We start from the raw sequence: 21982 nt of genomic DNA on the forward strand, positions 1-21982 counted from the left end.
CGACCAGATTACAACGTCACCCCGTGCCGGTCAGCCGCCGACCACCGCGAAATCGGCGGCTGTTTCGGTTTCATGCAGTTGGCCCCCATGCGGCTCGGTTGCCTGGGCTGCCGCCGCTTCCACGTGCAACAGCCGACCGGTGAGCACCGAGCCAGCAGTCATCTCGACCACCTTGTAGTACACATTGCCCTCCACCCGCGCCTTCGCGCCCAGCTCAATCCGCTCGCTGGCGTGGACATCGCCATCGATCCGACCGTTGACCACCATGACCGGCGCACGCACCTCGCCCTCGATGCTGCCGCTGTCGGCCAGGGTAAGCACGGCCTCCTTGCCCTCTTCGGCGATCACCTTGCCGACGACCCGACCTTCGATATACAAGCCACCACTGAAATGAAACTCGCCGTGGATCACCACGTGCGCGCCAATCAACGTGTCGATCTGGGCTGCTGGCACGGATTTGTTCTTGAACATGTCAGATGTCTCCGGTTTGCGCGGGCTGCACCCATGCCAGTGCCTGGTCGAACGAGGCATTCTCGCCCCGCAACGACACCCGCACCCGCTGAGGCGTGAAGCCCACGGGCAACATCACGCTGCCCTTGATCTGCTGGAAGTAACGGAATGAATACCCATGAGCGGGGGCGTCCTCGCGCTGGTGAAGCTCGTCCCAGGCGATCGACGTGAGTTTCCCGTCACGCACGCCATCGACGGAAAAACGCAATTTACCGGCGCTGACCGTGCCACGCTCCAGACTCTGGGTCAGCACGATCTGGTAACGCCAGGTGCCGCCGCGCTCGGCAGTGAACTCGGCCGAATGCACACTCAGCCCCTTGGGCTTGCCGGTTGCCCCGGCCAGCCGCTCGTAAAAAGCCAGATTGGCCTGCAGGTCGGCGATATCTTCCTCGCGCTCGGCCAGCGATTGCTGGAGTTTGCGGTTGGCCGCGCGACTGATCTGGTCGGATCGCTCCAGCGTGGCCTGTTGCTGGCGCGACGCCTGCAACTGCTCCTGGACCTGGTGCAAATGCCCGCGACTCGACGTGAGCTCCGAGCTCAGGCCCGGCAGTATCGGCGTGGCATTCCAGCTGGTGGCCGCCCATAGCGCCGCCAGCGACAGCAGCCACGCCAACCCCAGCACAGCCCACAGCTGCGTGCGGTGGCCGGGCCGATGCGGCACGATCACGTAACGAGAGTTGATTTTTTTCCCCATGGTGCAAAGGCGAGGATATCGCCGAAGTTCCCTATACTCGACCCGATTCTAGCGAGATTGCCCGATGACGGATGCGCACCTGTTCGCAGTTGGCATAGTTCTGGCCTGGTTGGCCGGCATTCGGGCCTACATGACCGTGTTCGGAGTCGGCCTGGCGGGGTTCTTTGGCTGGCTCGACCTGCCACAGGCGCTGGAAGTCACCACCTCGCCCTGGGTGATCGGCGTGTCCGGGCTGCTGGCGGCGGTTGAGTTTTTTGCCGACAAGATCCCTGGCGTCGATTCCGTCTGGGACCTGCTGCACACCCTGATGCGGGTGCCTGCCGGCGCGTTCCTTGCGGCGGCCACGCTGTCGCCGGACGGCAATCTCGGCGTCGGCGCGCTGGCCGCCGGTGCCAGCGTCGCATTGGCCAGCCACGCGCTGAAATCGGGTTCTCGCGCCCTGCTCAATACCTCGCCCGAACCGGTGACCAACTGGACCGCCAGCCTCACCGAGGACCTGACCGCCGTCGGCGGATTGGCGCTGGTGTTCAGTTACCCGTGGGTTGCGCTGTCGATCGTGGTGCTGGTCAGCGTGACCATGGCCACCGTGCTGTGGTGGCTATGGCGGACGCTGTTCCGGCGCCGGCCGAAAGGCCCGGTCGGGCCGGCGACGTAAGTCCATGGATCCCCGCCTTCGCGGGGATGACGAGCAAAAGCCGCCGGTCTGGCCGTTATCACTGGTGCTACGGCGCGATGATCAACTTTCGGTGCGCGTCAACAGGTAGTTCTGCTCGCCCAGGCGATCCATCAGGCTGAGGTGGGTTTCAATCCAGTCGACGTGCTCTTCCTCCGACTCCAGGATGTCGGCGAACAACTTGCGGCTGACGTAATCGCTGACGCTTTCGCAATACGCAATCGCCTCGCGCAGCACCGGCAGTCCGTCCATCTCCAGCGCCAAATCGCACTCCAGGACCTCGCGTGGGCCCTGACCGATGCGCAATTTCCCCAGTGACTGGAAGTTCGGCAAGCCGTCCAGGAACAAGATCCGCTCCGACAACAAGTCGGCATGCTTCATCTCGTCGATCGACTCGTGGTACTCGTGCTCGGCAAGTTCCTTCAAGCCCCAGTTCTTCAGCATCTTGGCATGCAGGAAGTACTGGTTGATCGCAATCAGCTCGTTGTAGAGCGCCTTGTTGAGAAACTCGATGACCTTGGCGTCGCCTTTCATGGGCCCGCTCCGTTGTGGGGATGCGACCACTGTAGACGCTTCAGACAGACGCTGACGGAATGCGAATCGAGTGCGCCCGCGGGCGAGAATCATTGCTCTGAGGGTGATATTGCAAAGCGCGTGGCGGCGTCAGGCGGCCCGGCGCAAGACCGGCAATGGCAGTTCACGTACGGCGTGGGCTTCTTCCAACAGACTCGTCGCCATCTCTACGCAACTGCCGCAGCAGGCACCCGCCCCGGTGCGCATGGTCAGCTCGGCCAGCGAGCTGCAACCTGCCTGCGCAGCCTCGCGGATGTCGTGGTCGGTAATTCCGTTGCAGATGCATACGTACATGCGGGCAAGGCCGCGCGGCGGCGGCAGGTTGGCAACCGGACTGGCTGCAATCCAATTCAACTACGAATGAGAATGATTGTCAATTCGACGGAGTTCCGCCGCCGCTATCGCCCCGCAAAGGGGATCTCAGGGGGCGGGTCCGCGGCCGTTGCCGATTCCACCCGCCATGCCCCGGACCCGGCAGCGGCACCGCCTGTGCGCCAGCCACATGCCGGGCAAATGGAGCCAGATGTTGCAATGCGCTGGCATACACGCCGCGCTTGAACATCACGACATGCTCCAACGGGTACCAGAAGTCGACCCAGCGCCAATGATCGAACTCCGGCTTGCTGGTCGCGTCCAACTGCAGATCGGTTTCCTGACCGGTCAACCGCAGCAGGAACCAGACCTGTTTCTGGCCAATGCAGACCAATCGATCGTTGCGGCGGATCGATCGTTGCGGCAGGCGGTAGCGCAACCAGCCCGGGGTCGCACCCAGCACTTCAACGTGCCGTGGCCGCAGCCCGGTCTCCTCGCGCAGTTCACGGTACATCGCCTCGATCGGCGTCTCGTCGGTGTTCATCCCGCCTTGCGGGAACTGCCAACCGTCGCGATGCACCCGGCGCGCCCAGAACAGGCGTCCGTCGGAATGCATCAGCACGATGCCTACATTGGGTCGATAACCGTCCGGATCGATCACGACGCGGACTCCTGATTTTATTTGACTTGCGTCACTGGTTCCGACTCTGCCACGGGGTTCGCGGTACGACAAGGGTGGAGTGGATGCGACCCTGCCCTCGTGCACGCCTGCGTATCTAGGGCTGCATCGACTGGCCCCAGCGCGGGTCATGGGTCTGTGTGGGGTCCAGGCCGCGGGGCATAGTCGACGCCTGCCCGTGGGAGAAACGCAATCCAAAGCTGTTGGCGGAGCCGACTCCCGATGACTGTTCGCGTCGCAGCAGGAACGACAGGCTCCATCCCGAGTCCAGATCGATATCCAGTCCGGCCCCAAAGGCCAGGGTGTCGTCGTTGTAGCTGCGCATGCCCAGCAGATAGTCCTGCGCCACCGGCAGCAGCACGTAGTTCAGCCGTGCGTCGCCACGGTTTTCCAGCGCCTGTCGGTACTCGACCGACCAGAACGGTCGCAGCGATCCTGCGGCGGTCTTGAACTGATGGCTGCCCTCCACGCCCAGCGCCAGCGTGCTGTTGTCAATCGTTTGCCGGTCGTAGGAAAGGTCGTAGATGCCCAGCCCGCGTTCACGGTAGGCGTCGAGCGTGGTGTGGCTCGCGTCGTAGCGGCCGTATCCGGCCAGGCGGCCGTGCTCGCCGGCGTGTTCGTAGCCAAAGGTCAGCCCGCCAAACAGCTGGTCGCCATCGCGCCTCGCCCGGGCGGTGGCATCGGCTACTGTGCTCCAGCGCCAGAGGTCGAAGTCCAGGCGTCCCAGTCCCAACTGACCGTCGACGAACAGGGGACCGTCGCCACGCCACAGACCGTAGAACGCCACGCTGCGCTGGCGCGCCTCCTGCTGCGAGGGTGAGTCATCGAAGTCGGTGTCGTTCCAGCCCAGGCCACCGGCCACGCCCAGCACCAGTTGTTCGCCGAACAGGCGGTCCACGCCGAGAGTCACGCCGTCGCTGCGGAAATCGAAGCCGTTGGCCCCGCCGCGGGTGTCGCGCTCGCCCAGCGATATCGTGCCGGCCATCCATAGGCCCCAGCCGTGCGCCAGGGCGGGCATGCCACCGGCTACTTGCTCCGCACCCAGCGACAGCCCCGAACCGTGGCCCGCACTCGCACTGAACGTCACGTTGTTGGCCGAAGGGTTACCGCGCCCGTCGCGCAGCTGACGCAGGCGGCCACGGACGTTGTCCTGCTGCGCATTGGCAAAGCGCACGCTGGCGTCCACCTGCGCCTGCAGGCCGCCCACCACTTCCGGGTCGAGCGTCGGGTCCGGGCGCGTCATCACGGCAAGGATCAGGCTCACGGTGCCCTTGGTGTAGTTGCCTTTCGCCGCCTGCGTGGCCACCAGCATGGTCGTACCGGTACCAACGATCGTCACCGTGGACCCGCTCACCGTCGCCACCTCCGCGTTGCTGCTCTCGAAGCTGAAGGCGCCGGTGCTGTCGCTGTCCGGATCGGGCAGGTCGAATGCGGGCTCGCCCAGGACCTTCTGCAGGTCCTCGATCCAGGCCAAAGTAGGCGTAGCTGCGGCGATCGCTACCTCGAGCGTGGCCTGCGCCGCCGGGGCGTAATCGTCGTTGCCGGCCTGGTCGGCGGTCAGCGCGCAGGTGCCGGCCGATTGCATCGTCACCGTGCTGCCGCTGACGACGCAGACCTGCGACGAAGTACTGGTGAAGACCACCGGATTGGCGGAGTCGCCACCGGTCGCCGATACCGCGAACGTGCCGCCCGATGCGAAGGTTGGCGCCTCCGGATTGGCGACGAATCCGGTAATCGCCTGCGCGGCCTTGCCGATCGCGATGGCCCGGGTCACGGTCGCCGCGGCCGCGTAGTCGTCGCTGCCCGCCTGGTCGGCGGCGATGGTGCAGGTGCCAGCCGACTGCATCGTCACCGTGCTGCCGCTGATGGTGCATACGGCCGCGCTCTGCGTGGTGTAGCTCACCGGCAACCCGCTGCTGGCGGTCGCCACCGGGTCGAGTGCAAATGTGCCACCGCCGACGAACGTCCTCTCCTCCTGCGCGTCGAAGGTGATCGTCTGGCTGCCCGCGCCAATGACGACATCCAGGCTCGCCTGCGGTGCCGGACTGTAGTTGGTATCACCGGCCTGGTCGGCGGTCAGGGCACAGGTCCCTGCCGATTGCATCGTCACCGTGTTGCCGCTGACGGCGCAGACGGTTGGCGTCGCCGTACCGAACAGCAGCGGATTGCCCGACGCGCCACCGGTCGCCGACACCGTGAACGTGCCCTCGGGCACGAATGCGGGCGCCGCGGGATCGGCGACGAACGCAGTGATCGCCTGCGCCGCCTGGCCGATCGCGATGTCCCGCGTCACCGTCGGCGCAGCGGCGTAGCTGGCATCGCCCGCCTGGTCAGCGGCGATGGTGCAGGTGCCGGCCGACTGCATCGCCACCGTGGTGCCGCTGATGGTGCATACGCCGGCGGTCTGGCTGCCGTAGCTCACCGGCAGCCCGCTGCTGGCCGTGGCCACCGGATCCAGCACGAACGTGCCGCCCGCAACGAACGCCTGCGCCGCCTGCGCGCCGAAGGTGATCGCCTGGCTGCCCGCGCCGATGACGACATCCAGGCTCGCCTGCGGTGCCGCGCTGTAGTTGGCATCGCCGGCCTGGTCGGCGGTCAGGGCGCAGGTGCCGGCCGACTGCATCGTCACCGTGCTGCCGCTGACGGCGCAGACGGTTGGCGTCGCCGTACCGAACAGCACCGGATTGCCTGATGCGCCACCGGTCGCCGACACCGTGAACGTGCCCTCGGGCACGAATGCGGGCGCCGCCGGATCGGCGACGAACGCGGTGATTGCCTGCGCCGCCTGGCCGATCGCGATGTCCTGCGTCACCGTCGGCGCGGCTTCGTAGTTCGCATCGCCCACCTGGTCTGCGGCAATCGTGCAGGTGCCGGCCGACTGCATCGTCACCATGGTGCCGCTGATGGTGCATACGGCCGCGGTCTGCGTGGTGTAACTCACCGGCAGGCCACTGCTGGCCGTCGCCACCGGGTCGAGTGCGAACGTACCGCCGGACACGAACGACTGTGCAGCTTGCGTGCCGAAATCGATGGTCTGCGCGCTATTCCCGACCAGCACGCCGCTCGTGTCGCCCACGGCATTGAGTGCCGGTGCAGCATCGTTCCCGACGGCGTCGCGCAGAGTCCCTCCGTTGGTCTCGATGGACGCACCCAACACCACGCCATCGTCGTCGCGGTCACCGGACTGAACGGTGTAACGAAAGAGAAGCGCGCTGGTCCCGGAGCCCGTCAGATAGCTCGCATATCGCGTGCCGGCACCCAGCGTCAATGCCAGGCGCGGGGTTCCTCCAGCCGTGTTGACGGTGAGGCTTTCGCTCATGTGGACGGTAAAGTCGAGATTGTCGTTCTCGAAGTAGCGGCCATTGGCCGGCACGGAAACCGACGTCACCGTCGGCGCCGTGTTGTCCACGGCATACGCCTGCCCGCCGGTAAAGCCGGCCGCGGCGTTGCCCGCGTCATCGATGATGCCCGTGCCGCTGCCATTGAGATCCAGCCGCAGGCTGCCGTCACCGGCAACGCCGTTGACGGTGACGGTGTAATCGCTGGAATCGGTGGTCGTGACGGAAGCGACGGTGCCTGCCGCCGTGCCGCTAGCGGCCAACGCGAAATCGGCCGCGTCCACGCCGGTGACGGCCTCGGAGAAGGACACCGCGTAACGCACGCTGCCGGCGTTGGTGGGGGAGGCATCGAGGCGGTCAATCGCCGTGACCACGGGCGGAGTGTTGTCGGCAGCCACAACAGTGAATGCGCCCGGCAGCGAGGAATTACCGGCATCGGTGGTGACGCTCACGTCGTAAGTGCCGGCGGCGAGACTGGCGGGCACGGTCACGGTGACCGTATCGCCCTTGTTCTCGGTGATGGTGGCCGCAACGCCACCGATGGTGATCGACAATTCAGTGTCGAAGCCATAGAGCGCCTGCCCGCTCAGCGTGACGCTGGTGCCGACCTCACCGCTGTCGGGACTCACGCTGGCCAGCACCGGCAGCGCCGATGCACAACTGATGGTGTAGTCGAACCCTCCCGTGTCGGAACTGAGCGAGATGCTGCCGGCACCTCCCGAGTAGTAGTTCCCGACTGTTTCCTGGAATGCGCCGGCATCGTCGAAGCTGGTGGAGATATCGGCGCCTGAAAAGTATCCGGTTGAACCCGCGGTGATATTGGAGATCTCGAACGAGACCGTGTCCCCGACGTTCGATGCCCACGAGACGTCATTGAGGTCGACACTGCCGCCATCGGCAACGCTGCCGCTGCGCGGCGTGCCGTCGGGATTGTTGATCACCTGGCAGAACGAGGATGCCGACGCCTGCGGAGCCCAGCAGGCAAGCCCAAGCAACCCCGGGATCAGTGCACTACGCAGCCATCCGGCCAGATCACGATTCATCGCATTCCCCTCCCCCAGTTGGTCCCTTAACCGTGGAGACGGTACCGACCCTGCCTGAGTCACGACTCCATCCGCGGTGCCGGCACAGCGGGCCGACGGTGGCTTTGCAATTTGCGTCGCATCACGCCTGTACCCGATGCGATGCGACGGAAATTGTAGCGTGGCGGGTTTGCTTGAACATGGGCGCAACGCACGGTTGCGGCAATTGACACACGGGCCGGAATCAGGAAGAATTCCCGGTTCTCCGCGCGGCTATGTAGCTCAGCCGGTTAGAGCACAGCACTCATAATGCTGGGGTCGGTGGTTCGAGTCCACCCATAGCCACCACGTGATGATCACCCTGGAGCGAGACCAGGGCACAGCCAACCCCGCGTAATTGCGGGGTTTTTTGTTTCCGCAAACCGAGACAAACGGCTGCCTCACCAGCCGCTGCATAGCGGCCGGGTGTGGGCGAGGCATGCATCCATGCCTCGCGATACGGGTGACTCCCGTCAGTAGCTACCCACCAAGTTGATGAACCAGCCCTTGTGGTCGTAATCAAAATTGGTCAGGTCATCGCTGAAGTCGGTGAAGTTGTAGCCGACGCCCAGCCGGAAGTGCCGATTCAGATCCCGGTCCAGACCGACCAACCAGCCTTGTCTGGTGCCGCCATTGTCGACATCCAGCCAGCGGTACTCCGCCAGTCCATGCCACTGCTGGATCAACTCGTAACGGATCTGTCCGGCAGCAAACGTGGTTGCCGAATCCGCCCAGGCACCGGTGCCGCGGCCGTAGCGCACTTCGCCTTCGCGACGGGCCAGCTTGGCGGCGAATTCCCAGTGCTGGTCGCGCTTGTACACGCCTTCCAGCGACAGCACCTGCGAGCGCTGGTCGTAGTCCGCCCCACCGACCTGGCCCAATGTGGACAGGTCGTAGAGGTAGGTGTAACGGCCGAACAGGCCCCAGCGGGTGCTGTTCCACGGACGGTAGGCAAAGCCCAGGTTGCCTTCCGCGAACCTGGCGCCGGCCTGCACGTCCAGCTTGTCGGTGGTCTCGGAGTAGTTCACGCGTGCCGCCAGGCTCAAGCTGTCGTTGACCTTGTGCATCAGCCGGTTGGTGGTAACCCACTGTTCGCGCTGCTCCGCACCGGTGTCACGCCGCCATTCCAGCTTGGTCTGCCAATCCGTGCCCGGCGAGCTCCGGCCACCGCTGACACTGACCGCACGACGATCGACATTGTCTCCATCGGCATTGGTCAGGTCGCCATCCTGCAGCGTGAAACCAAGGTTCCAGCCTTGCGCCGGATAGAAATCCATGCCGAACGTGTGGGCAAGACCCGAGGCGCTGGGCGTCTTCAGGAACTGGCTCTCGTTGAACATGTTGACCTGATTGGACAGGCGCCAACGCTGCCCCAGGGTCCAGCCATTCTGGCGATTGGCATTGAACAACGGGTCGTATTCGGTTCGATCGGTCGAATGGGTGTATGCGCCGTAAAGGCTGTGGTCCGGATCGATCCGATACTCGGCGTTGACCTGCGCGGCGTCGCCACGGTCACCGGTGCTGACCTCGGCCCCCACGGTGGACAAGTCCCCGAACAGGTACTTGCCGCCCACGATCAGCGCGTCGTTTGCCGCGTACTTGCCGCCATCATCGTCCAGCGTGAGTTGGCCGGTGCCATACAACTCCAGTGCGGTGCCGACACGTTGGCTGTACTTCAGTGCGCCCAGCACACCACTGATGTCACCCGTCACGCGATCCTCGTTGACTCGGCGGACTTCGCCGCTCAAGGTGCTGTCGTCGTTGATCCGCCACTCCGCGGTGAGCTGCGCCTGGGTCAAGGCTTCTGCACCGCGCTCGGCACGGCTGGCACGGGTGTAGATACCCAGGCTCGGATTGATTTGGCCAATCAGTTCCGCGCCGTACTCTTCGATCTGGCTACCGATGTCATGGCGCGACACCGAATAGCCGGCATCCACGCGACGCCACCAGGCACCCGTACTCCAGTCCTGTTCGGTGATACCCAGCTCCTTGAAGTTCAACCGCGCTTCGGCAGCACTGGCCTCGCCCTCGCGCGGACCTACCGGGTTGAGCTGGGTAAAGGTGAAGCCACCATTGTCGGAGAAGAAAACCGGCGCGCCGGTGGCTTCGGTCTGGCTGTGCTCCAGCTTCAGGTAGGTACCCTTTCCTGCCTGCAAGGTCAGGTCGACACCGGCCAAGGTGTAATCATCCCCGGCGCGATTCTCGTCGACGTGTGTCGCGCCGATTGCGACATGATCGCCGAACCAGTGCTTGCCACGGAAGCCGGCAGTGACCTGATCCGAATCGAATCCCGACGGCACCCATTCGTAGTCCACCATCAGGCGCTGCTCCAGGCCGTCCAGAGGCGCGTCACGCGTGAGGGTAGGACTGTTTTCAAGCGTGACCTGTGCCAAGGGTCGCGTCAGCAACAGTCGGCCCTGCAATTCGTCGATCTCGTAATCGGCGCCGCGCACCAGGTCGATGCGGTTCTCGACCCGACCGGTGGTCAGGTCGCGTACTTCCAGCACCACCACGTCCGAGCCGGGCAGCACATCGGTGTGCTTGAGGTAGTACAAGCTGCCGCCGGTACCGATGAATTCGCTGTGCCCCGGCGAAGTCTGCGCCTCGGACGCAAATACCCGCAGCTGGCTACCGGGGTCGCCCCAGGCGTTGTTACCCATCGATCGCCAATCCAGCGCCGCGCCGTACAGCGAACGCACGTACTGGGCGTACTCGGTCCCGGTGAAGCCGACACCGTAGTTGCCCCATAGCGCCTGGTTCTTGTCCCAGTCCGCACGCAGGTAGAAGCGTCCCATCGTGTCCACGTCACGATAGGTGGTGGAGTCATCACCGTAGACCGGGTAGTACATGTCCGGATCCAGACGACGGAAAATATCCTGCGGGTCGGCGTTGGTGAATCCACTGAACAGATGCTTCAGGTCACGCTGGGTGGTGTCGGCCTGGGCAGTGACCAGGTACTTTCCCGCAAACTTGCCCTTGCCATAAAACGCCAGGCGGCCATCACTGAGAATGTCGTCCTGGTAGCGGCGGTCATTGTCGAATGGCGTGGTGGACCCGCTGATGTTGTTCTCGGAGACGGTGATGTCCGCCAACGCCACCGCAAACAGGTACTTGCCTGACACCTCGACATCCAGCGTCTGCTTCAGCGTGTTGTCGGTTCCCTTCTGCAACTCCAATGCGAACGGGTGATTGCCTACCGGAGCCAAAAATTCGGCTACGAACTTGCGCTCCATATCGACCGGATAGGTATCGCCATTGATCTTCAGCGCGTAACCGTCGGGGAGGTCGCGCCCCTGGATGCGGATACGTGAGCCGTGGATCGGGATGTTCTGCTGGCGGAGCCCATTGGCGGCAAATACGCTGTCAACCAGACTCTGCATCTGCGCCTGTTCGGTCGTCATCGCGCTTCCCAGCGACTTCTCCACGTTGTCGCGGATCATGCTGGCACCACGCGCCGCTTCTTCCGGCGTGACCAGTTGCAGGGTGCGTGGCTGGGTCTCGTCGAAGCGCCCATCCTTGTCATAGGCACGCAAGACGTACACCAGCTCGTCGCCAGCACGGTGCTTGAACCGGGATGGAAGTTCGCCATTCCAGTCCATGTTGGACACGGCGGCGACATCGATCGGCAGTTGCGCAATCGGGTCGATCAGATCGCCATCGGCGGCGCGGTAGAGCGTCAGCTCGTAACGCTCGATGAAACTCGGGTAGTTGCTGCGGACGAAGAACGCCACCGGCTCGGTGATGCGGCGGCCATCAAAAGCCACCATCGATGGCGCCGATATCGACAGCTCGGGCTGGCCCAGCGTGGGATCTTCGGTCGCCCAGATAATGCCGCCATTGGGCAGCGTCATCGTGAACTTTCCCGCTACGGTGGCTTTGCCCGGCTGCTGCAGGCCGATCTCCACCCGGCGGTCCGGCTCCAGCGCATTCGACGAGGAGTGCAGGTCGGTACCGTGGGTCGCTGGCTCATCCAGGCCGCGGGTACGCAACTGGAACAACAGGACATCATCATCGCCGCGGCAGCTTTCATCACCGCATACAACGGTGCCTGCCGCAACATCGCTGTCGACAACCCCCGCTTCCTGCGCGGAAACCGATCCGGCCATGCCGGCCAGCAGGGTGATGAGAGCGCAATCCAACAGTTTCATTTTAATTTTCATGACTCGCCCCTCAGTTCTTGCCAGCAGCAGGGGCTGCCGAATCGTTGCTGGATTCCACACGCAACGTGGCGCGGACCTGGGGACTCAATCGCTCGGCTATGGCTTCGTAAACTGCTCTGGACCGACGCAAACCCAGGGCGGCGTTGTACTCAGCTGACGCACGCACGTCGGTGTGGCCTACCAGCACCACCGTCCCGCCCTCGCGGCGTTCAAGCTCCGCGGCAACCTGCGCAATCAGTGCGTTGAATTCCGGCCGGATCGTGGACTTGTCGGTATCAAACAACACCGTCCCCAGCAGGGTGTCATCGCCGTCAAAGCCAACCAGCCGGGTGCTGGCATCGTCCACATCGGCACGCACGCTGATCGATGTTTTTCCAGCCACCTGCTCGGGCAGTAGCTGCATCAGCGCCGCTTTCACCGTAGAAGCGCGTTCGAACGCCAGAGCCTCGCCACCGTTCGCATCAATCACCACTTCGCCGCCGTCGTATTGGACCAACTTGGTAGCCAACTCTCCGATTGCGGGCAGGTAGATATCCCGGAGTTGTGCGCTGCCGGGGCTGAACAACATCTCCTCCAGCATCATCTCGACCTGCTCTTCACCGCCAGGGATCTCCTCCACCGGCAGCTTCACACCGAAGTCGAAGCGCACTGGCAAACCCGGAGTGATACGCCGTACCAGCGGGTTGTCGGTGGTGAACTCCGCTCCCGGCGGCAACGTCGACGGATCAACCTTGAGGATAAAATTGCGGCCACGTGCCCAGTCGCCACCGGCGATTCCGGCCAGGTGATAACGACCGAACTGGTCAGTCTCGATCAACAGGCCTTCCACCGAAGCGATCCGGACTCCCGGGACCCCGCGCTCGTCGATACCGGTGTTGGTGATTACGTAATCCACCGCATAGCCAGCGTCGACCTGCGCGACACGACGCTCCACTACAGGCGCCGCGGCCGTCAGGCCCTTGGCGGCATCCCCGCGTTGCTCGACCGTAGTCTTGCCACCCGCATCCATCCGTACGGTGACGCCCTGCGCGCTGGTCATTACGAAGTCATTCGTGAAGCTCAGCTTGTCCAGTCGTTGGCTGATCACCACCCGATGGCTATCCACCGGGTCAGCCAGCGATCCACGCCCGCTGATCTCACCCACCCGGATGCCGTGAAGCATCGGCGAGCTGGCATCAGGCTCCGCTACCGGCCCCTGGCCACGGTCGACCGTGGTCGAGCCCGCGATATAGGCATCCGGCGAGAAACCACCCTGCACATGCAACTTGGTCAGCGCGGCACCGTCCTGCCAGCCATCGCCGTCACGGTCATCAAACACCGTGCCCAGCAACAGGCTGTCATCCAGCACCGCGTCGGCGGTCAATGCGACTTCCGCGGTGGCGATGTTGGACAGCGGCTGTTCGCCATCGCCGGAATATGCCTGGGCCTGGTTGATGTGGCTGCCCGGACGGACACCCGCACCGACCCGCATCAGGTACACCAGCGTGGCGCGCTGGCCGATCGCGATATCCAGTCCCTCGAAGCGCAGCGGACTCTGACCGACGACCGTGCCGGCGTTGTCGCCATCAGCGACCGTCAGCGAGCCCTCGACATAGCTGAATCCGGCTGGTGCCGTATCCAGCACCATCGCGTTGGCGACATCCACCACACCCGTGTTCTCCACGTTCAAGGTGTAACGGACCAGGTCACCAATCTTCACTTCCCGCACGCTGGCGGCCTTGCTCAGGCGCAAGGAAGCTTCACCCGTCACCGTGATCGTGACCGTCGCCTCGTCGCACACCGGAGTCGGTGTCGAGGCATCGCAGATGCGATAGACAAAACTGTCCTCGCCGGCAAAGCCCGGAGTTGGCACATAGCTGATGCTGCCATCCGGGTTGATGGTGATACTGCCATGGGACGGCGGGCTGACCTGGGTCACCGAGCCCGGATCCAGCGGGGCTCCGATGCTGGTGTCGTTGCCGGGCACCATGATCTTGACCGGCGTGCCCGATTTGGTGGTTTCGGCATCGTCGATCGCTTCCACCACGTTCGGCAAAATGGTGATTGTCACCGTCGCGATGGCGCAGTTTGACGGGTTGGCCGCCTCACAGATCTCGTACTGGTAGGTATCAGTGCCGGAGTACCCCGGTACAGGCGTGTAGGTAATCGTCCCGTCCGGGTTGACCACAACTTCACCGTGCTCAGGTTGAGCGATTACGGTTACCGACACGTCCTGCGGATTCTCGATCGGGGAACCGTTGAGGCTGTCGTTGACCAGCACTGACGTAGTCACCGGAGTGTTCTGCGGCGTGATGTCGCTGTTGTCGTCCGCGCTGATTTCCGGCACCACCACAGGCACTTCGATGGTTGGCTGGCAGGCCTCGGCGGTGGAGCCCACCGGGCAGGCTTTGCCATCGGTAATCACCGCGGTATTGACCACTACACCGGCAAGGGCATCCTCTACGGTCACCACATAGGCGCCAGTGAGTACGCATGCCGCACCCGGCTCCAATGTGCCGCAGGTGATCGTGGCGGGGACGATCTTGCTGTCCGCCACCGTCACGTCCGTCAACGTCACGTTGCCGGTGTTGGTCGCCGTCACGGCGTAGGTGATCGTGTCGCCAACGGTCACCGTGCCGCTGCCGTCCTCGTCGGCATTGCCGGACATCACCTTGCTCGACGTGATGGTCGGGTCGGCGTCAATCGGCGTGTTGGTCGTCGACGGCGGGCTATCCACCGGCGGCGGCGCGGGGTTGCCTGGCGTGACCGGCGGGGTGCCGGTCGCGGTCGCGGTGTTCACCACTTCACCCGCGTTCACGTCGGCCTGTGTCAGCACGTAGCTGCCGGTACAGGTCGTTTCCGCGCCCGGGGCCAGCGTCGTCACCGGGCACACCGCCGGCGTCGTCAGCTGGTCATCGTTGATCACCAGGGCGTCGATCGTCACGTTGCCGGTGTTGGTCACCAGGAAGCTGTAATCAATCGTGTCGCCCACGGCGTTGCCGCTCGGAGCGGCCGCGCTCTTCACCACCGTCATCGACGGGGTGCTGGCGATCGGCGTGTTCGTCGTTGACGGCGGGCTATCCACCGGCGGCGGCGGCGGGTTGCCCGGCGTGACCGGCGGCGTGCCGGTCGCGGTCGCGGTGTTCACCACCTGACCTGCGTTCACGTCCGCCTGGGTCAGCACATAGGTGCCGGTGCAGGTCGTCGTGTCGCCCGGAACCAGCGTCGTCACCGGGCACACCGCCGGCGTCGTCAGTTGGTCATCGTTGATCACCAGGGCGTCGATCGTCACGTTGCCGGTGTTGGTCACCAGGAAGCTGTAATCGATGATGTCGCCCACGGCGTTGCCGCTCGGGGCGGCCGCGCTCTTCACCACCGTCATCGACGGGGTGCTGGCGATCGGCGTGTTCGTCGTCGACGGCGGACTATCCACCGGCGGCGGCGTCGGATTGCCAGGCGTGACCGGCGGCGTGCCGGCCGCAGTCGCGGTGTTCACCACCTGACCCGCGTTCACGTCCGCCTGCGTCAGCACATAGGTGCCGGTGCAGGTCGTCGTGTCGCCCGGAACCAGCGTCGTCACCGGGCACACCGCCGGCGTCGTCAGCTGGTCATCGTTGATCACCAGGGCGTCGATCGTCACGTTGCCGGTGTTGGTCACCAGGAAGCTGTAATCAATCGTGTCGCCCACGGCGTTGCCGCTCGGGGCGGCCGCGCTCTTCACCACCGTCATCGACGGGGTGCTGGCAATCGGCGTGTTCGTCGTCGACGGCGGACTATCCACCGGCGGCGGCGTCGGGTTGGACGGCGTGGTGGGCGGGGTTGCCTCGGCAGTCGCGCTGTTCACCACCTGACCCGCGTTAACGTCCGCCTGCGTCAGCACGTACACACCCGTACACGTTGTCTTCTCTGCCGGCTCCAGGATCGTTGCCAAGCAGATCGGCGCCACGTCAAGTTTGTCGTCGATGACGACCAGATCAGTAAGCCGGGTATTACCGGTATTGGTCAACAGGAAGCTGTACTCGATGCTGTCGCCCACGGCGTTGCCGCTCGGGGTGCCCGCGCTCTTGACCAAAGTAAGACTACTAACCGGTGTGGCTTCCGTCGGGGTGTCCACCGGCGGGCTGCTCGGCGTCGGCGGCGGGATCGCCCCCGGCGTGCCTGGAGGCACACCGGTCGCGGTCGCGGTGTTGGTCACCTTAGTCGCGGTCACATCGGCCGCGGTGATCGTGTAGGTGTTGTTGCTCGGCGCGCACGCAATGTCCGTATCACCGACCGCCAGGGTCGGAATGGTGCACACCAGACCCGGCAGCATCGGATCGCTGACCACCACATCCGTCAGCTCCACCGTGCCGGTGTTGGTCGCGGTAAATGTGTAGGTGATCACGTCACCTTCGTCACCGGCCACCGTGTTGCCATTGGTGTCCGCCACGCTCGCCGACTTACCCAGCGTGAAGTCCGCCACTGGCGCCCCCCCCGTCGGGGTGTCCACCGGCGGGCTGCTCGGCGTCGGCGGCGGGATCGCCCCCGGCGTGCCTGGCGGCACACCGGTCGCGGTCGCGGTGTTGGTCACCTTAGTCGCGGTCACATCGGCCGCGGTGATCGTGTAGGTGTTGTTGCTCGGCGCGCACGCAATGTCCGTCGCGCCCACCGGCAGGCTGGCGATGGTGCACACCAGGCCTGGCAGGTTTACGTCGCTGACGACCACATCCGTCAGGTCCACCGTGCCGGTGTTGGTCACGGTAAACGTGTAGGTGATCACGTCACCTTCGTCACCGGTCACCGTGTTGCCATTGGTGTCCGCCACGCTCGCACTCTTGGCCAGCGTAAAGTCCGCCACCGGCGGACCCATCGTCGGGGTGTCCACCGGCGGGCTGCTCGGCGTCGGCGGCGGGATCGCCCCCGGCGTACCTGGCGGCACACCGGTCGCGGTCGCGGTGTTGGTCACCTTAGTCGCGGTCACATCGGCCGCGGTGATCGTGTAGGTATTGTTGCTCGGCGCGCACGCAATGTCCGTCGCGCCCACCGGCAGGCTGGCGATGGTGCACACCAGGCCTGGCAGGTTTACGTCGCTGACGACCACATCCGTCAGGTCCACCGTGCCGGTGTTGGTCACGGTAAACGTGTAGGTGATCACGTCACCTTCGTCACCGGTCACCGTGTTGCCATTGGTGTCCGCCACGCTCGCCGACTTGGCCAGCGTAAAGTCCGCCACCGGCGGACCCACCGTCGGGGTGTCCACCGGCGGGCTGCTCGGCGTCGGCGGCGGGATCGCCCCCGGCGTGCCTGGCGGCACACCGGTCGCGGTCGCGGTGTTGGTCACCTTAGTCGCGGTCACATCGGCCGCGGTGATCGTGTAGGTGTTGTTGCTCGGCGCGCACGCAATGTCCGTCGCGCCCACCGGCAGGCTGGCGATGGTGCACACCAGACCTGGCAGGTTTACGTCGCTGACGACGACATCTGTCAGGTCCATCGTGCCGGTGTTGGTCACGGCAAACGTGTAGGTGATCACGTCACCTTCGTCACCGGCCACCGTGTTGCCATTGGTGTCCGCCACGCTCGCCACCTTGGCCAGCGTAAAGTCCGCCAATGCGACCTCGGTGATGACTGAGTCGCTGTTATCCCCACGCCTGTCCGTGGGTTCGCCAACCGTTGTATCGAGCACGGAATCGACTTCCACGACGGCGTTATTTTCTATATCCCCAGCCACTGTTGGTGCGATTGCACGAATGATTATGACAACCGAGCTTCCCGCCGGCAGGCTCTGGATTGATCCCGTCACGACAGAGCCGGCGACCGCAGTACCCAGTACGCCGCAAACAGCGCCATTGAGGGCGCTGCCGCAAGTGAGATCGGCCGCGTCAATGGTCATTCCGGCAGGCAAGTTGTCAGTGAACTTCGCACCGGTGGCGGTGTGGGTACCGTTGTTGCTGATGGTCAGGGTGTAATCGAACTCCTCCCCAGCCCCCACCATTGCCGGCGCCGTCTTGACTACCGTCAGGTCGACGATACGGGGGATATTGATAATGTCGCAGGCAACGTTGTCGCCTTTGTTCGCCAGGTCGATGGTTGGCGGACTGGCCGGGTTATAGGGCCCGCTGGGCAACGCCGTGCTGGAAGCACCGCTATTGGTACAGCTGATCGTGCTGTCGTATTGCTCCAGCCTCGACGGGCTTCCGGCAACCATCACCTCTTGCAGCGTAATGGTGTTACCGGGCATGACCGCTTGTCCGGTTACGTAGGGGTACTCGGCTGCCGCACCCGAGGTGACATTGCCATCCATCCGAACCATGTTGACGTTGGCAGCGCTGTAGTCGAATTGATCCTGCGGCTCCATGCGGCCTTCCGGCAGCAGCTTGCGTACTTTCACGCCGCCCCAGCGCACCCCGAAGGCGAAGCCTTGATTGCCGCTAACGGCATGCAACTGGCCCACCACCGAGAATGGAGTGCCGGTTCGAGTCGTGGAAAAAACAGCTGCGTTGGCGGTGCCGGCCTTTCCGACCAGGCGCTTGCAGTCGACAGCCCCTACGCCACCACACCCAGTAGGCACCGTATTGATGGTCAAGTTGTTGCTGGGACTGGCTCCCAACCATTCGAGGAGTTGCAGGGGGGTTCCGCCCGCGACGACGCCAAAATCCAGCGACTCTCCGTTATTGGTGCTCTCGCCGTCAGCGAGAATCAGCTCGAACGCATTGGTCTCCTCGACGCCCAACGGATTGAACAGCCGGATATCCTGCAGCGTCACGCTCGTATTGTTATTTCCATTGCCCTGCAAAACCGCCCTATTGGGCGTATAGATGGTGTAAAAATCGGTGTTGCCGCTGAATTGCGAACCGGTCCAACTCGGGGCTTGGACGGCAGCCAAGCCGTTCCCGCTCAGGTTGGCAACAACGACCGTGACCTCCATGGTCGAGCCATCCGGAAGATCGAATGTCAGCGGTGTCGAGCCATTGGCACCCAACAAGACACCGTCCAACTGCAGCCAGCAAATTTCGTTGACATGCTCACCGTTTGAGTTGGGATCGGCCATGCGGCATTCGTTGGCTGCGGTCGCCGGGGCCGCCAACCCCAGCCACAACAGCGTCCCAACCCAGGCGAGCGCCCAGCTGCGGCGTGCGGTCGACGGGGCGCTCCGCCGTAAAGCAGGCCTGCTCACTTGGAGTAACTTCCACGCTGCCGCGCGACAACTGGCAAAAAATCCACCGCCACAAAGAGACTTCCGAGCCATCACGCTTCACCCTGTTCCATCATTTTCGTTTGCTGCGCTCGCGCAACGTTATTTCGGCGGGCCAATTGGCCCGCCGAAAGAGGCTTTCCAGGGTTTGTCGAACCGCCCGACAGGCGCGAACTTCCATTTAGCACCACGATTCGTGGTGATTGCTTCCCGATTTGGGCCGGATATTAACCTAACTCGTCAGACAATGCCCTCGTCAGTCAGGCTGGTGTATCTGAAACGCCACCTATGGAAGCTTCAAAGCGTGTACGCCGTCTCTAAAGCTACGATCGTCCGACGCAAGCGATAGACCCATGCACCAGCCGACGCCGGGGTGAAAAGATCCGCGGCCAGCCCGATTCCCTGCGGGCGCGAGGATCGTGAGCTATACCCCACTGCCGAGTTGGTCTGACCAAACCCGCATCCGCAAGCCGAAGACGCTCTTTCCCGCAGTCATTTGACGCCGATCAAGGCGCGCGGCGAGGCCGCTGGATAGCCTGACCCGCATGTCCAGCCCCCTGCTCTTCGATGCGGCGCTCCTGCAGCGCTACGACCGGCCCGGGCCGCGGTACACCTCGTACCCGACCGCGCCGCAGTTCTCCACCACCTTCGGTGAGGAGGCGCTGCGCGAGGCGGTGATGGCCAGCAATGGCGACCCGATCCCGCGCCGGCTGTCGCTGTACGTGCACGTGCCGTTCTGCATGAGCCCGTGCTTCTACTGCGGCTGCAACCGGATCATCACCCGCGACCTGGCTCGCGGCGAAACCTACCTGGTACGCCTGTACCGCGAGATCGCGATGACCGCGGCGCTGTTCGACCGCGACCGCGAGGTGATCCAGCTGCACTTCGGCGGGGGCACCCCGAACTTTCTGTCGCCGGCGCAACTGGGTGACGTGGTGGACTCGCTGCGCAGCCATTTCCATTTCTCCGAGTCGCCCAAGCGCGACCTGTCGATCGAGCTGGACCCACGCTTCATCTCGCCGGCGGATGTCGGCGAACTGGCCGCGATCGGCTTCAACCGCGCCAGCCTGGGCGTGCAGGACTTCGACCCCGCGGTGCAGGAGGCGGTCAACCGCATCCAGTCGGTCGCCGAGACGGTGGCGATCATCGAGGCCTGCCGCCAACACGGCATGCGTTCGGTCAATGTCGACCTGATCTACGGACTGCCCAAGCAGAGTCTCTCCGGTTTCTCACGCACGCTGGACACGGTGATCCAAGCGCGGCCGGACCGGCTGGCGGTATACAGCTACGCGCACCTGCCCGACCTGTTCAAGGCCCAGGGACAGATCAACGAAGCCGACCTGCCCTCGGCCGACGTCAAGCTGGGACTGCTGCAGTTGGCGATCGAGAAACTCACCGACGCCGGCTACTGCTATGTCGGCATGGACCATTTCGCCCTGCCCGACGACGACCTCGCCACGGCGCAAGACCGCGGTGGCCTGCATCGCAACTTCATGGGCTACACCACCCACTCCGACACCGACCTGATCGGCCTGGGCGTGAGCGCGATCAGCCATGTCGGCGACAGTTTCAGCCAGAATCCGCGCGACCTGCCGAGCTGGCAGGTCGCCCTCGACGAAGGCCGGCTGCCGGTGTTCCGCGGCATGCGCCTGAGCGAGGACGATCAATTGCGTGCCGATGTGATCCAGCGCCTGATGTGCCAGGGCGAGATCCCGATCGACGCGCTGGAGCGGCGGTATTTGATCGACTTCCACGAGTACTTCGCCGACGCATTTGAACAACTGCAGCCACTGATCGACGATGGCCTGGTGCGGGTCGAGCCACGACGCATCGTCGCAACGTCGCGCGGCCGGCTTTTGCTGCGTAACATAGCCATGTGCTTCGACCATTACCTGACCCTGCCTTCCGACCCGCCCCGCTTCTCCCGCGCTATCTGAGCGCAGCATGGAGGCGCGGGTGAGCCCAATCGCATTTCCGCGGCAGGATGCGAGCACGCTGGCCGATGACGGCGACGAGCTGACATTCTGCTCGACCTGCGCATTCTCCCAGGCGTGCCTTTCCGAGGGCATGGACAAGCGCTCGCTAGAAGACCTGCACGTACTGGTCGAGCATGTCGGCCCGTACCACGCCGGGGACCACATCTTCCGCGAGGGCGACCCGTTCGAGGCCATCGCGGCGGTGCGGGCGGGCACGGTCAAGACCTACATGATCGACCGCGACGGGCGCGAACACGTGCTGGGCTTCTACTTGCCCGGCGAGGTGATCGGCCTGGACGCGATCGATGGCGAGACCTACCCGTGCAATGCGGTCGCACTGGACACGGCGATGCTGTGCCGGTTCTCGTTCCCCAAGATCGCGGTATTGGCAACCAAGCTGCCCGGCCTGCAACACCACCTGTTCCGGCTGCTCAGCCGCGACATCGGTCGTGCGGCGATGCTGGCCGGCGACTGGACGGCCGACCAGCGCATGGCCGCGTTCCTGATCGGCCTGTCGCGACGACTGGCCGCGCGTGGCTTCTCGGCCAACCGGTTCCAATTGACCATGGCGCGCACCGATATCGCCAACTACCTGCGCCTTGCGCCGGAAACGGTGAGCCGGGTGTTGCGCCGGTTCCAGAAGGATGGCCTGTTGCTGGTTGATCGACGCGAACTGGAATTGCTTGATCGCGACCGGCTCGACGCGCTGGCCGATCCCATACTGCATCGCTGAGCTGCGTTGCCTTTGCCGCCGGTGATGTCCGGCGTCGCAGCAACAAACTGCCGCCGGACTGGTATAAGCAAGACACGCCGAAGGGGATGGCGCTCCAAGCTTGACTCAAATCAACATGCCCGC

The 21982-nt window shown here is 64.3% G+C and carries 11 protein-coding genes and 1 tRNA gene; 4 read left to right on the forward strand and 8 right to left on the reverse strand.

Annotated features, from left to right (window positions below):
• Positions 1-30: 30 nt before the first annotated feature.
• Entirely contained in the window at positions 31-471 is a 441-nt protein-coding gene (locus ACW7G1_RS11955) for a bactofilin family protein (protein WP_456979982.1), read from the reverse strand.
• A 1-nt stretch (position 472) separates the two neighbouring features.
• Complete coding sequence (locus ACW7G1_RS11960; RefSeq protein ID WP_456979983.1) at positions 473-1204, reverse strand: DUF6776 family protein; 732 nt, start codon at positions 1202-1204, stop codon at positions 473-475.
• Between the two features lie 64 nt (positions 1205-1268).
• Between ACW7G1_RS11960 and ACW7G1_RS11965 the strand changes: the two genes are divergently transcribed.
• Positions 1269-1859: a DUF4126 domain-containing protein gene (locus ACW7G1_RS11965; protein WP_456979984.1), complete on the forward strand. Its 591-nt coding sequence runs from the start codon at positions 1269-1271 to the stop codon at positions 1857-1859.
• Positions 1860-1940: 81 nt separating this feature from the next.
• On the opposite strand, the gene bfr is transcribed toward ACW7G1_RS11965, so the two are convergent.
• The 4 genes from bfr to ACW7G1_RS11985 all read right to left on the reverse strand — a co-directional run bounded on the left by bfr (position 1941) and on the right by ACW7G1_RS11985 (position 7822).
• The gene (gene bfr / locus ACW7G1_RS11970) at positions 1941-2411 is read right to left on the reverse strand and encodes a bacterioferritin (RefSeq protein WP_456963336.1); all 471 of its coding nucleotides are present in this window, start codon (positions 2409-2411) and stop codon (positions 1941-1943) included.
• A gap of 129 nt (positions 2412-2540) precedes the next feature.
• Positions 2541-2744, reverse strand: a complete 204-nt coding sequence (locus tag ACW7G1_RS11975; RefSeq protein WP_456980146.1) for a bacterioferritin-associated ferredoxin — start codon at positions 2742-2744, stop codon at positions 2541-2543.
• Between the two features lie 79 nt (positions 2745-2823).
• The gene (locus tag ACW7G1_RS11980; RefSeq protein WP_456979985.1) at positions 2824-3423 is read right to left on the reverse strand and encodes an RNA pyrophosphohydrolase; all 600 of its coding nucleotides are present in this window, start codon (positions 3421-3423) and stop codon (positions 2824-2826) included.
• A gap of 115 nt (positions 3424-3538) precedes the next feature.
• Positions 3539-7822, reverse strand: a complete 4284-nt coding sequence (locus ACW7G1_RS11985) for an autotransporter domain-containing protein (RefSeq protein ID WP_456979986.1) — start codon at positions 7820-7822, stop codon at positions 3539-3541.
• 250 nt (positions 7823-8072) lie between these two features.
• On the opposite strand from ACW7G1_RS11985, the gene ACW7G1_RS11990 reads away from it, so the two are divergent.
• Positions 8073-8149, forward strand: a tRNA-Met gene (locus tag ACW7G1_RS11990).
• 164 nt (positions 8150-8313) lie between these two features.
• On the opposite strand, the gene ACW7G1_RS11995 is transcribed toward ACW7G1_RS11990, so the two are convergent.
• Both ACW7G1_RS11995 and ACW7G1_RS12000 read right to left on the reverse strand, forming a co-directional pair.
• A complete protein-coding gene (locus ACW7G1_RS11995) occupies positions 8314-11988 on the reverse strand; it encodes a hypothetical protein (protein ID WP_456979987.1) in 3675 nt (1224 codons plus the stop codon).
• 22 nt (positions 11989-12010) lie between these two features.
• The gene (locus ACW7G1_RS12000; RefSeq protein ID WP_456979988.1) at positions 12011-19006 is read right to left on the reverse strand and encodes a DUF7507 domain-containing protein; all 6996 of its coding nucleotides are present in this window, start codon (positions 19004-19006) and stop codon (positions 12011-12013) included.
• Between the two features lie 689 nt (positions 19007-19695).
• On the opposite strand from ACW7G1_RS12000, the gene hemN reads away from it, so the two are divergent.
• Together hemN and ACW7G1_RS12010 are read left to right on the forward strand one after the other, a co-directional pair.
• Positions 19696-21087 (forward strand): oxygen-independent coproporphyrinogen III oxidase, encoded by a 1392-nt coding sequence (hemN, locus tag ACW7G1_RS12005; protein WP_456979989.1) that lies wholly within the window; start codon positions 19696-19698, stop codon positions 21085-21087.
• 7 nt (positions 21088-21094) lie between these two features.
• Complete coding sequence (locus ACW7G1_RS12010) at positions 21095-21859, forward strand: helix-turn-helix domain-containing protein (protein ID WP_456979990.1); 765 nt, start codon at positions 21095-21097, stop codon at positions 21857-21859.
• Positions 21860-21982: the final 123 nt, after the last annotated feature.

This window comes from Lysobacter sp. A378 (genome assembly GCF_054052125.1).